13 protein-coding genes are annotated in these 11,911 nt (G+C 66.5%); 7 read left to right on the top strand and 6 right to left on the bottom strand.

Going from position 1 to position 11,911, the window contains the following annotated elements; translation table 11 throughout:
* Positions 1-28 precede the first annotated feature (28 nt).
* Positions 29-421, top strand: a complete 393-nt coding sequence (locus ACAG21_RS19235) for a holo-ACP synthase (protein ID WP_342929900.1) — start codon at positions 29-31, stop codon at positions 419-421.
* 192 nt (positions 422-613) lie between these two features.
* Entirely contained in the window at positions 614-1,939 is a 1,326-nt protein-coding gene (locus tag ACAG21_RS19230; protein WP_370497853.1) for a dipeptidase, read from the top strand.
* Positions 1,940-1,949: 10 nt separating this feature from the next.
* Here ACAG21_RS19230 and ACAG21_RS19225 read toward each other — a convergent pair whose 3' ends face one another.
* Genes ACAG21_RS19225 through ACAG21_RS19215 form a run of 3 tightly spaced genes read right to left on the bottom strand, consistent with a single transcriptional unit; the run spans position 1,950 to position 5,373 of the window.
* The gene (locus tag ACAG21_RS19225; RefSeq protein WP_370497852.1) at positions 1,950-2,963 is read right to left on the bottom strand and encodes a VOC family protein; all 1,014 of its coding nucleotides are present in this window, start codon (positions 2,961-2,963) and stop codon (positions 1,950-1,952) included.
* A gap of 8 nt (positions 2,964-2,971) precedes the next feature.
* The gene (locus ACAG21_RS19220) at positions 2,972-3,817 is read right to left on the bottom strand and encodes an alpha/beta fold hydrolase (protein WP_370497851.1); all 846 of its coding nucleotides are present in this window, start codon (positions 3,815-3,817) and stop codon (positions 2,972-2,974) included.
* An 8-nt stretch (positions 3,818-3,825) separates the two neighbouring features.
* A complete protein-coding gene (locus ACAG21_RS19215; protein ID WP_370497850.1) occupies positions 3,826-5,373 on the bottom strand; it encodes a bifunctional 3-(3-hydroxy-phenyl)propionate/3-hydroxycinnamic acid hydroxylase in 1,548 nt (515 codons plus the stop codon).
* 84 nt (positions 5,374-5,457) lie between these two features.
* Here ACAG21_RS19215 and ACAG21_RS19210 point away from each other — a divergent pair, with 84 nt between their 5' ends.
* Genes ACAG21_RS19210 through dmpG form a run of 4 tightly spaced genes read left to right on the top strand, consistent with a single transcriptional unit; the run spans position 5,458 to position 8,888 of the window.
* Positions 5,458-6,105 (top strand): TetR/AcrR family transcriptional regulator, encoded by a 648-nt coding sequence (locus ACAG21_RS19210; RefSeq protein ID WP_370497849.1) that lies wholly within the window; start codon positions 5,458-5,460, stop codon positions 6,103-6,105.
* The gene (locus ACAG21_RS19205; protein ID WP_370497848.1) at positions 6,102-6,899 is read left to right on the top strand and encodes a 2-keto-4-pentenoate hydratase; all 798 of its coding nucleotides are present in this window, start codon (positions 6,102-6,104) and stop codon (positions 6,897-6,899) included. Before ACAG21_RS19210 ends, ACAG21_RS19205 begins: the two co-directional genes overlap by 4 nt.
* Before the next feature lie 16 nt (positions 6,900-6,915).
* On the top strand, positions 6,916-7,863 hold the full coding sequence (locus ACAG21_RS19200; protein WP_370497847.1) for an acetaldehyde dehydrogenase (acetylating): 948 nt from the start codon (positions 6,916-6,918) through the stop codon (positions 7,861-7,863).
* 2 nt (positions 7,864-7,865) lie between these two features.
* Positions 7,866-8,888, top strand: coding sequence for a 4-hydroxy-2-oxovalerate aldolase (gene dmpG / locus ACAG21_RS19195; RefSeq protein ID WP_370497846.1), 1,023 nt, complete (start codon positions 7,866-7,868; stop codon positions 8,886-8,888).
* A gap of 41 nt (positions 8,889-8,929) precedes the next feature.
* Here the strand turns inward: dmpG and ACAG21_RS19190 are convergent, their stop codons facing one another.
* Both ACAG21_RS19190 and ACAG21_RS19185 read right to left on the bottom strand, forming a co-directional pair.
* A complete protein-coding gene (locus ACAG21_RS19190; protein WP_370497845.1) occupies positions 8,930-9,457 on the bottom strand; it encodes a DUF3060 domain-containing protein in 528 nt (175 codons plus the stop codon).
* 59 nt (positions 9,458-9,516) lie between these two features.
* A complete protein-coding gene (locus ACAG21_RS19185) occupies positions 9,517-9,792 on the bottom strand; it encodes a hypothetical protein (protein ID WP_370497844.1) in 276 nt (91 codons plus the stop codon).
* Between the two features lie 191 nt (positions 9,793-9,983).
* On the opposite strand from ACAG21_RS19185, the gene ACAG21_RS19180 reads away from it, so the two are divergent.
* The gene (locus ACAG21_RS19180) at positions 9,984-11,357 is read left to right on the top strand and encodes a cytochrome P450 (protein ID WP_370497842.1); all 1,374 of its coding nucleotides are present in this window, start codon (positions 9,984-9,986) and stop codon (positions 11,355-11,357) included.
* Here the strand turns inward: ACAG21_RS19180 and bcp are convergent.
* Positions 11,354-11,827: a thioredoxin-dependent thiol peroxidase gene (gene bcp, locus ACAG21_RS19175; RefSeq protein ID WP_370497841.1), complete on the bottom strand. Its 474-nt coding sequence runs from the start codon at positions 11,825-11,827 to the stop codon at positions 11,354-11,356. The two genes, ACAG21_RS19180 and bcp, sit on opposite strands and share 4 nt — an antisense overlap.
* Positions 11,828-11,911: the final 84 nt, after the last annotated feature.

The following is an 11,911-nucleotide window of genomic DNA, read 5'->3' as shown; positions in this document are numbered from 1 at the left end:
CTTTGGCGATCGGTTAACCTGGCCAGCCATGGGCATTGTCGGTGTGGGGATCGATCTCGTCTCCATTCCGGATTTCGCCGACCAGGTTGACCAACCGGGAACGGTGTTCTCCGAAACATTTACGCCGGGTGAGCGTCGCGACGCCTCCGACAAGAGTTCGTCGGCGGCGCGTCACCTGGCGGCACGATGGGCCGCCAAGGAAGCGGTGATCAAGGCCTGGTCCGGATCCCGATTCTCCCAGCGGCCGATCCTGCGCGAGGACATCCACCGCGACATCGAAGTCGTCACCGACATGTGGGGACGGCCGCGGGTGCGGTTGACCGGAGACATCGCCACGCATCTGGCCGACGTCACGATCCATGTGTCGCTGACTCACGAAGGGGATACCGCGGCCGCGGTCGCGATCCTCGAGACGCCGTAGCGTTGGGGCCTCGCATGGGTCTCACCCGTCACCCGAAGCCGGCATGTGCCGTTTTGCCCGCCTCTCAGCGACAATTCGGCCATTCGGCAAGCCGGACCTGTGTCTGTCGCTGAGAGGCGGGCAAAACGTTCTCCGTGACTTCCAGCGGCCCAAGTGACGGATGTGGCTTACCACGCGGCTAGCCTCGAAAACATGACTGACCTAGCCCAGCGCGTCCGTGACGTCCTGCCGTCGGTGCGCCGCGATCTCGAGGACCTGGTGCGGATCGAATCGGTGTGGGCCGATCCGGGCCGCCGCGACGAGGTGCATCGCAGCGCGCAGGCAGTGGCGGATCTGTTGTCCCAGGCCGGTTTTGGCGACGTGCGCATCGTCGGCGAGGGCGGCGCCCCGGCCGTCATCGCCCAGCACCCCGCACCCGCCGGCGCGCCCACCGTGCTGCTGTACGCCCACCACGACGTGCAGCCCGAGGGCGACCGCGACCAGTGGGCGTCGCCGCCGTTCGAGCCCACCGAGCGCGACGGACGCCTGTATGGGCGCGGCAGCGCCGACGACAAGGCCGGTATCGCAACGCATTTGGCCGCATTCCGGGCGCACGGCGGCCAACCTCCGGTCGGCGTGACGGTCTTCGTCGAAGGGGAAGAGGAATCCGGCTCGCCGTCGTTGGGGCGCCTGCTCGCCGCGCACAAGGACGCGTTGGCCGCCGACGTGATCGTCATCGCCGACTCGGACAACTGGAGCACCGAGACCCCGGCGCTGACGGTCACGCTGCGCGGCCTGGTCGACTGCGTCGTCGAGGTCGCCACCCTCGACCACGGCCTGCACTCCGGCATTTGGGGCGGCGTGGTGCCCGACGCGCTCAGCGTGCTGGTGCGACTGCTGGCCAGCCTGCACGACGACGACGGAAACGTGGCCGTCGCCGGCTTGCACGAAAGCACCGCCGCCGCGGTGGATTACCCACCCGAACGGGTGCGCGCCGACTCCGGCCTGCTGGACGGGGTGTCCGAGATCGGCTCGGGTTCGGCGCCGCAGCGGCTGTGGGCCAAGCCCGCGATCACCGTGATCGGCATCGATACCACGCCGATCGCGAAGGCGTCGAACACGCTGATCCCGCGGGCGGCCGCCAAGATCAGCATGCGGGTCGCGCCCGGCGGCGACGCGGCCGCACACCTGGACGCGTTGACGACCCACCTGCAACAGCACACCCCGTGGGGCGCACAGGTCAGCGTCACCCGCGGTGACATCGGTGAGCCGTACGCCATCGATGCCAGCGGCAGCGTCTACGACGCGGCACGAGCAGCGTTCCGGCAGGCGTGGGGTGTCGACGCGGTCGACATGGGCATGGGCGGCTCGATCCCGTTCATCGCCGAGTTCGCCGAGGCGTTCCCGCAGGCGAAAATCCTGGTGACCGGGGTAGAAGACCCGGCAACGCAGGCCCACAGCATCAACGAGAGTCTGCACTTGGGCGTGCTGGAACGCGCAGCCATCGCCGAGGCCCTGCTGTTGGCGAAGCTGGCCTAGCTCGACGCCGCTAGTCGTCGGCGATCCCCGGTGCGCTGAGCGCCGCGACGGTGTCTTCCCGCTGCAGCACCGAGCGCGCGGCCGTCGCGAACTGGTTGAGCTTGGCGATGACGGTTTGCCCTTCCGGCTGGTGCCCCCAAATGCTGATGCCCTGGTGCGTGGTGGGGTTCCAGGTGGACTCGTCGACGACGATCGGGTTCCAACCGACCTCCCACTCGAATCCCGACGGCGTCAAGGCGTAGTAGGACAGCTCCTTGTCGTTGGTGTGCTGGCCCACCGACAGCGCGATGCCGAAGCCCAGTTCCTTGACGCGTCGATAGGAAGCGACCATGTCGTCGAGTGTGGTGACCTGGATGTTGACGTGCTGGACTCGGGTGCGAATCGGGTTGAGCGGCAAGGTGTTTACCGACGCGATTGCCACGGAATGGTGTCGTTCGTTGACCCGGAGGAATCGGATCTTGAACTTCATTCCGCTGATCGTTTCGTCGATGTAGTCCGAAAGCCGCGCGTCGAACACGTGGTTGTAGTAGCCGCGCACTTGGTGCGGCTTCTTGGTGGTGAGGGCGACATGGCCCATTCCGCCTGCGCCGGTGACGAATCCGCTCCCCGGTATGTCCAGGGACAGCGGCGCGGTACGAGCGGTGGTGTAGATCTCCTGGGCGAGCCCGTGCGGGCCGGGAAACCGCAGGAAGCGTTCGACACCACGCAGCTTCTCTTCTTCTTCGGTCCCCTCGACGCAGGGCACCCCGTGATCGGCGACGCGGCGGTTGACCTCATCGAAGGTCGCATGGCCGTCGAGCTGCCAACCCAGCGCGACGACATCCTCGGCGGGCCCCCGCCGGAGCAGCACGCGACATTCGTTGTCGTCGAGGCGGAATCGGACGGTGTCGGGGGCCAGCTCGTCGAGATGCATGCCGATCGCGTCGCGGCCGAAGCGTTTCCAGTCGCTGATCTTGTTTGTCTCGATCACGACATAACCCAGATGCACGTTGCCGAACACCGAAGATGATTGTGTGGCAGACATATTGAGTCCTAGCCCTTCAGAAATGCGGTGGTGACCGCGTTGAACAGTTCGGCGCGCTCCCACTGCACCCAGTGTCCGGTGCGGGCGGCGAGCAGGACGTCGGCGTTGGGCATCCGGTCGGCCAGCATCGCGGCCCCGCTGGGTTTGTTGACCTTGTCGTCACGTCCCCAGACGATCAGCGTCGGCGTCGAGAGGCTGCCCAGTCTGCGGTCGCGGGTGAAGTCCATGCGCCACAGGGTGCGCAAGCCGGACGGGCGTTGCAGGGGAGGGTCGGCAACGACCTCAGGATCGATCGACGCCTGGTAGCGGGACTCGATCAGCGCGTCGGGCACTGCGTCCGCGTCATAGACCAGGTAGGAGCGGATGAACGTGCGCAGCTTCTGCAGGCTCGGTCCGTCGCCACCGTAGTACGCCAACAGATTTCGCAACCCCGCGCTTGGCAGTCCGCGGGTGGTTCCGACGCCACCGGGACCCATCAGCACGAGCTTGTCGACGCGGTCCGGGGTGTCCAGCGCCAGCCGCAGCGCGCACGAACCGCCGTAGGAATTGCCGACCAGATGCGCGCGGTTGATGCCGAGCTCGTCGAGCATGCCGCGGATGTGAACGGCCAGGTATCCGAACGGATCTCGCCGGTCGACACCCTTGCTGGAGCGGCCGTAACCCGGCATGTCCGGAACCAGGACGCGGAACTCCGCGGCGAGGGCGTCGACATTGCGGGCGTAGTTCGACATGCCCGACGCGCCCGGACCGCCCCCGTGCAGCAGGACGACGGCAGGGCCGGCGCCGCTCTCGGCGACGAAGATCTCTTTGCCGTTGACCCGTACGGTGTGTTCGGTGATAGTGCCGATACTCATTGCGTTCCTTAAGGTTTGAAGCCGGCCGGCGGCGGGGGCAGAGGTTGGCGGTCACCGGCGCCCGCGTAGATGAAGCCGTCGGGCCGAAGGGCCACCACCGAGGCGCCCTTCTTACCGAGCCAGGCGATCAGCGACCCGTCATTGTCGACGACGCAGTCCGCGCGCGGAACGCTTCCGGGCGGGGCGACCTGCAGCACGGGCACGCCCGCTGCCCGCCAGTCCGGCCATTGGGCTGGGCCGCCGGTGTGCAGTACGGTCCAGCGGCCGCCGAGCACGTCATCGAGGCGCACGTTGTCGCCCTTTTCATCGAGGACGCACGGTTGTGGGATGAGCCAGCCGACCGCCCCGTTTCCGTTGCGCGCCAACAAACCGTCGTGATAGCGCGCGTCGGGCAGCCAGCGATGGTCGCGCAACCAGGTGCTGAAATACGGCACCCTGCTGGCGGTGCGGAACACGTGATTGCGCATCGCCGCCCGGAACCGATTGCGCTGGATGATGAGGTTGCCGGTCTTGACCGCGCGGTTGGTCACCTCTTGCACATGCGGAAGGCGCTCGGCCTGGTAGGTGTCGAGAACGGACTCCGGCAGCGACCCGTGCAGCACCGCCCCCAGCTTCCAGCACAGGTTCGCCACGTCGCGCACGCCCGCGCACATACCCTGGCCGATCCACGGAGGCATCGCGTGCGCGGCATCTCCGGCCAAAAAGATCCGGCCCGTCCGCCACCGGTCGGCGAAGCGGACATGGTGGCTGTAGCAGGCGAAGCCGAGGATCTGTACGTTCTCCGGCGATATTCCCTGACGGCTCAACACCTTCCAGATCGCCTCCTCCGACAGCAGGTCGCGCTCATCCTCCTCGTCGCGTACCGGGAACTCCCAGCGGTGGTGTCCCAGCGGGGTGGGGCAGTCGACGGTGGGCCGATCGGGGTTGCAGTGGAAACGAAGCCGGTCGTGGCCGGGCCATTCCTGGAGCACTTTGGTGTCGATGACGATCCAGCGCTCGGCGTAGGTCCGACCGCTGAACCCGACACCCAGCTGGGCACGGGTGGCGCTTGACCCGCCGTCGGCGGCGATCACATAGGAAGCCCGCACGCGGCGGAACTCGTCGACCGAGAGGTCGGCCAGCATCAATTCGACGCCGCCTTCCTGCGGGATGAGCCGTAGGCATTCGTGGTTGAGCAGGACGGACACGTTGGGGAACCGGTCGACCCCTTCGCGCAGCACCTTCTCCAGCGCCGGTTGGTAGATGAACTGCTGCGGCGGGTGGCCGTTGCCCCGCGAGACGGGCAGCAGCCTGACGAACGGCACACCGTTGGCGTCGACGAACGCCGCGCCGGAGCCGGGTTGCATGTCGGCGTTGAGGCGATCGGCGAGCCCGACCTGTTGCCAGATGCGGACAACTTCCTCGTCGGTCGAGATGGCCCGCGCCCGGGCATAGATGTTGGGGTCGCGTTCCACCACCACGACATTGAGACCCAGTTGGCCTAACAGGTTCGCTGCGGTGCAGCCCACCGGTCCGTAGCCAACGATCGCCACGTCATAGGTTTTCTGGTCCGTCATGTCGACCTCTTCGCGAGTTGTTAATGTAGCGATCCATACAGTAAGCTTTTGTAGCGTGATCGTCAACACCCCCGAGGAGGCACCGTGACGGAAGGAACGGGCGCAGCCGAACCGCGCGCCCGCAGACGCACCCGCAGCAACGGAGAGCAGTCGCGCGAGCGCATCCTCGATGCGGCGACCGAGGTCGCGACCGAACGCGGTTACGAAGGCACGACGATCTCTCTGGTCAGCAAGAAAAGCGGGCTGCCCCCAACATCCATCTACTGGCACTTCGCCGACAAGGACGACCTGATAGCCGCGGTCATCGAGCGCAGCTTCGGCCGGTGGCTCGCCGCGCTGGACCTTCCGGGCGGCGCCATGGTCCGCGCGCGGGTGGTCGAACTGGGGACACAGGTGGCCAAGGCGCTGTTGGATGCGCCCGACTTCATCCGCCTGGGCCTGATGCTCGCGCTGGAGCGGCGCCCGATCGAGCCGCGCGCCCGCGCGATGTTCCTCGAAGTGCGCGACCGGGCGTTTGCCCGGTTCGAGACGATGGTGCGCGACGTCGCGCCCGAACTCGACGAGCAGAGCGTGCGGCTGCTGACCACGTACGCGATCGCCGGTGCCGACGGGCTGTTCATCGCCAAAGAGATCGGCGGCGATTCGGTGGATCTGCTCAAGCTGTTCGAGCTGCACGCGCGCCTGGTTTTCGAGTCGGCGACTCAGCTGTTGGGATCCGGGGACCTCAGATGACCGATGTGTTCGCTGCGGACCTGCAGCTGGACGCCGCGGCTCAGCGGTTGTACGCCGCACAGTTGAGCAGCGACCCGATCCCGCCGCTGACCGAGGCATACCCCAATTTGGATGTGGCTCAGGCCTATTCGACTCAGCGGCGTAATCTGGCTCGCCACCTCGGTGCGGGTGCGCGGCTGCGCGGCCACAAGATCGGGCTGACCTCGGCGCCAATGCAAACCCTGCTGGGTGTCAATGAGCCCGACTTCGGCTACGTCCTGGACACGATGATGCTGGCCGATGGGACGACGGTGCCCAGGAGTGATTTCTGCGCGCCGCGGGTGGAGCCCGAGGTGGCGTTTCTGCTGCGGGCGCCGCTGCGCGGTCCGGGGGTGACGGTCGACGAGGTGATGGCGGCCACCGAAGCAGTGGCCGCGGCGCTGGAAGTCGTCGACAGCCGCATCGCGGATTGGCGGATCAGCTTGGCGGACACCGTCGCCGACAACGCCAGCTCGGGCGCGGTGGTGCTGGGCAGGTGGGTGCCGATCTCGAACACGTCGCGGCTGCCCGATACCACCGCGGCGCTCTACCTCAACGATGCGCTCGTCGAAACCGGCCAGGGTACCGCCGTGATGGGGGACCCGGCCGCGGCCGTCGCGTGGCTGGCCAACGCGCTGTCCGAGTACGGGACCGCGATCGAGGCGGGGCAATTCGTGATGTCCGGCTCCTACACCAGCGCCGCGTTTGTGCAGGCCGGCGATCGGGCATCGGCGACGATCACCGGCCTGGGCACCGTCGGCCTCAGTTTCACCTAGACCGAAAGGAAAACCCATGGCCAGTCCCGCATTTCCCGTGGCAATCATCGGGTCGGGCAACATCGGCACCGACCTCATGCTCAAGATCCTGCGCAGCGGCGGACCGCTGACCATGGCGGCGATGATCGGCATCGACCCGGCTTCCGGCGGTCTGGCGCGGGCGAAACAACTTGGCGTGCCGACATCCGCGGCGGGCGTCGACGGGTTGCTCGCGATCCCCGGCTTCGACCAGATTCGGTTGGTATTCGACGCTACCTCTGCCAATGCCCACCTCAGGCATTGGGAGACGTTGCGTCACAGCGGGATACGTGTTCTCGACCTCACCCCGGCTGCTGTTGGCCCGTTCTGCGTTCCGGTGGTCAATCTCGAAGACCACATCGACGCGCCGAACCTCAACATGGTGACGTGCGGCGGGCAGGCGACGGTGCCGATCGTGGCCGCGGTGAACCAGGTGGCGCCGGTGTCCTACGCCGAGATCGTGTCGTCGATCTCGTCGCGGTCGGCCGGGCCCGGTACCCGCGCGAACATCGACGAGTTCACCGAAACCACCGCCACCGCATTGCAAGTGGTCGGCGGTGCTCAACGGGGCAAAGCGGTCATCGTCCTCAACCCGGCCGATCCACCGATCCTGATGCGCAACACGGTGTACTGCCTGGTCGAAGGTGACTGCGACCATGTCGCCATCGAGGCGTCCATCGCCGCGATGATCGAGCGGGTCCAGCGCTACGTGCCCGGCTACCGGCTCAAGCAGCCAGTGCAGTTCGAGAGATTCGGCCCGGACGACCCGCTCTACATTCCCGAGACAGGAAAGTTCATCGGCACCAGGATCACCAGCCTCCTGCAGGTGACCGGCGCCGCCGACTACCTGCCCGCCTACGCCGGAAACCTCGACATCATGACCTCCGCGGCGCTGGCGACGGCGAAAAGCATTGCGGCACATTCAATGACGAAGGCCGGTGTCTGACCATGAGTACGACCGAGCAGCTCTACATCAGCGACGTCACCCTGCGCGACGGGATGCACGCGGTGCGACACCAGTACACGCTGCGACAGGCCGCCGACATCGCGGCGGCGCTCGACGCCGCGGGAGTGGACTCGATCGAGGTCGCTCACGGTGACGGACTGGGCGGGTCCAGCTGCGTCTACGGGTTTGGCGCACACACGGATCTGGAGTGGATCGAGGCCGTCGCCGCCGTGGTGCACCGCGCCAAGATCGCGACGCTGGTGCTGCCGGGAATAGGCACCATCCGAGACCTCGCCGCCGCGCACCGGGCGGGTGCCGGTGTGGTGCGGGTCGCCACGCACTGCACCGAGGCCGACATCTCGGCACACCACATCTCAGCCGCCCGCGAGATGGGCATGGACACGGTCGGCTTCTTGATGATGAGCCACCTCAGCACTGCGCAGGCGCTGGCCGAGCAAGCCGCGTTGATGGAGAGCTACGGCGCCGGCTGCGTATACGTGGTCGACTCCGGCGGTGCCATGACCATGCGCGACGTCGCCGAGCGCGTCGACGCGGTGCGTCAAAGGCTCTGCGCGGAAACCGAAGTCGGCATTCACGCCCACCACAACCTGTCGCTGGGCGTGGCGAATTCGATGGTGGCCGTCGAGCATGGGTGCCGTCGGGTCGACGCGTCACTGGCCGGCATGGGCGCCGGTGCGGGCAACGCCCCGCTGGAGGTTTTCATCGCGGCCGCGACCCGCATGAATTGGCGGCACGGCTGCGATCTCAACGCCCTCGAAGACGCCGCCGATGACCTGGTGCGGCCCCTGCAGCAACGTCCGGTGCGCGTCGATCGCGAGACGCTCACCCTCGGCTATGCCGGGGTGTACTCCAGCTTCCTGCGCCATGCGGAGGCCGCGGCCGAACGGTTCGGTGTGGACGCACGTACGCTGCTCGTCGAGGCCGGACGCCGCGGCATGGTCGGTGGGCAGGAGGACATGCTGGTCGACATCGCCCTGGATCTGTCGGGCGCGACGATGTATTGACCTTCGCCGCACGGGCTTTCGGGACCAGCACCGTCAGTGGGTCAACGGCTGCCTTGGCGCTGAGACACGACGTTGTTGTTACCCGTCTTGTTGATCGTTGGTGACCCGGAGTGGTACGTGATCGCGTTGTCGTCGCCGAAAGCACTGATGACGTCGGCGCTGTCGACGGTCACGTGGTTCGCGCTTCCGGAGACGTCAAGCCTGCGACAGTGGCCGGTGACGATATAGGTGTTGTTGTCGCCTTCGAGCCTGAGGTTTCCGCCGTTGCAGTCGATCGTGTCCTTGGCCCCGCCATTGATCATCGTGAGATTTCCGTGCACGGTGGTGCCGGAGTAATGACTCACGAGGGCCGCGATCGCGAACACGGCCGCGAACGCACCCACCAATACCACCCGACCACGCGGGGTGTTCGCCAGCCTCGCGACGCCCCCGAACCAACTCCCGAGTGCACGGCCGCTGTTTGACGTGCCGGACGAATAGGGAGCACCCGACGACTGCCCGGCGCCACGCTCGAGGTTGCGTATGTATTCCTCTGGGTCTTGCTTCTCCGGGTCTTCTTTCGGGGCCATCGCTCATCCGCTCTGGAATTCGGTATTGGTGTTGTATCGAGCCGAGGTCGCGCGATATGTCACGGCCAGGGGAAGCCGGGGGCCGGCGGGGGTACGTCGGCGGGATTGGCCTCCTCGAAGTGATACACCGGGCCCGACGGGCCGTTGGTCACGGTCACGGCGAACCAGTGGCACACACTCAAATCGAATCCTGGCGGTATCGCAACGGTGTATCCCCATTTCTGGCCGGGGCAGTAATGCCAGTAAGACGGCCCGGCCTGGGCGGGTGCGGCCAGGCCCAGGCCGGCCAGTGTTACGCCGCCCGATATCAGCGCTCCCGCGACGATCCGGCCCAAGGTGCGAGGTGTATTCCTCGACAGTCCTTTTGAAGCTTAATTGGGCCGCACGTCACGGCGATCCATTACCGAAATTGTCGCGGTCGCCGGCGGCTACCGATCCCAATTGAAATTCAGAATGGCTTTGTAGACGGACCGTCTCGTCGCATACTGCTTCTACAGGCAGCCACTCGTCCGCAGGAGAGGCCACGGTGACTACGGAAGACACCCTGACCGGCACGGCAGCTAAGGCCGGCAAGCCCCACCGTTACCATTTTGATCGCCATACCCCGGAGTACCGCGAGCGGTTCACCGCGATCACCGAGGAGATGCACGCCACCTGCCCGCTGGCGTGGACCGACACCTATGACGGGCATTGGGTGGCCGCAGGCAATCGGGAAGTCTTCGAGCTCGCGCGGTGCCCGCAGGTGTCCAACGACCACGACGTGACCGGCGACGGCACCGGCTACAAGGGCATCACAATCCCCACGGTGTCGCAGGGGACCGGCGTGCGCGGCGGCATGCTCGAAATGGACGAACCGGAGCACTCCGTCTACCGCAGCATCCTCAACCCCTACCTGTCGCCGGCGGCCGTCAAGCGCTGGAAGCCGTTTGTCGACGAGATCGTGCGGGCGAGCATCGACGAGAAAATCGAAGGGGGGCGGATCGACTTCGTCGACGATCTCGCGAACATCACACCCGCGGTCCTGACGCTGGCGATGATGGGCGTTCCCCTGAAGAAATGGCAGCTCTATTGCGAGCCGGCCCACGCCGGTGTCTACACCCCCGCCGATTCTCCGGACTACCCAAGGGTTTTGGAGCAGACGATGGCGATGGGCATGGACCTGTTCAACCACCTGCTCGAGATCCGCGAGAACCCGCGCCCGGGCCTGGTGGATGCGTTGGCAAGGCTTCAGATCGACGGAGAACCCGCCCCTGACAGCGAACTGCTCGGAATGCTCGGCTTGATCATCGGCGGAGGCTTCGACACGACGACCGCGCTGACCGCGCACGCACTCGAATGGCTAGGTGAAAATCCCGAACAGCGCGAACTGCTCCGGGCGGAATCGGAAACGCTGCTCGACTCGGCGACCGAGGAGTTCCTGCGGTACTTCACGCCCGCGCCCGGGGACGGTCGCACGATCGCCGCCGATCTGGAAATAGCGGGCACACGTTTCAAGGAGGGCGATCGGCTGTGGTTGTCCTGGGCGATGGCCAACCGCGACCCGGCGGTGTTTCCCGATCCGAATCGGTTGGATCTCGGCCGTAAGAACAACCGGCACTTCAGCTTCGGCCTCGGCATTCACCGCTGCATCGGCTCCAACGTCGCGCGCGTCGTGTTCAAATCGATGCTTATGGCGGTGCTCGACCGGATGCCCGACTACCGCTGCGACCCGGCCGGCACCGTGCACTATCCGACCATCGGCGTGATTCAGGGCATGCAGCATCTTCCGGCCACCTTCACCCCCGGAAAGCGGCTTGGGCCGGGGCTCGACGAGACGCTGGAGAAGTTGCAGCGGGTCTGCGACGAACAGGGCTGCGCGCGGCCCATCACCGAGCACACGGCGGCCGCCTTCATCGGCTAGACGGAAAGGTCGCGACGCAGCTTGGCGACGTGGCCGGTGGCTTTTACGTTGTACTGCGCGACGGCGATCTTGCCCTTTTCGTCGACGACGAACGTCGAGCGGATGACGCCGGTGACGGTCTTGCCGTACATCTGCTTCTCGCCGTAGGCGCCATAGGCCGTCAGCACCTTGCGCTCGGGATCGGACAGCAGCGGGAACGTCAGCCCCTCGGCGTCGCCGAACTTGGCCAGCTTCTCCGGCTTGTCGGGGGAGATTCCGACGACGTCGAGGCCGGCCTCGTTGAGCTCGGCGAGGCTGTCGCGGAAGTCGCAGGCCTGCTTGGTGCACCCCGGCGTCGAAGCGGCCGGGTAGAAGTACACAACGACCCGGCGGCCCTTGTAGTCGGCCAGCGATACTTTGTTGCCGTCGGCGTCGGGAAGGCTGAAGGGGGGCGCTTTATCGCCCGGCGCCAGCCGCGTGGTCTCGGTCAACGTGGGTCCTTAAGTTCGTAGGTGCAGTTACTGCGTGTTGTTACGTTGTGCTGTGACCCGGGTGGGTCGGGTGAGGCAGCATGT

The sequence above is a fragment of the Mycobacterium sp. pR1184 genome (assembly GCF_041287235.1).
Classification (GTDB): Bacteria; Actinomycetota; Actinomycetes; order Mycobacteriales; family Mycobacteriaceae; genus Mycobacterium.
The sequence above is the reverse complement of the archived record's forward strand: the minus strand, read 5'-3'. Positions and strand labels throughout refer to the sequence as shown.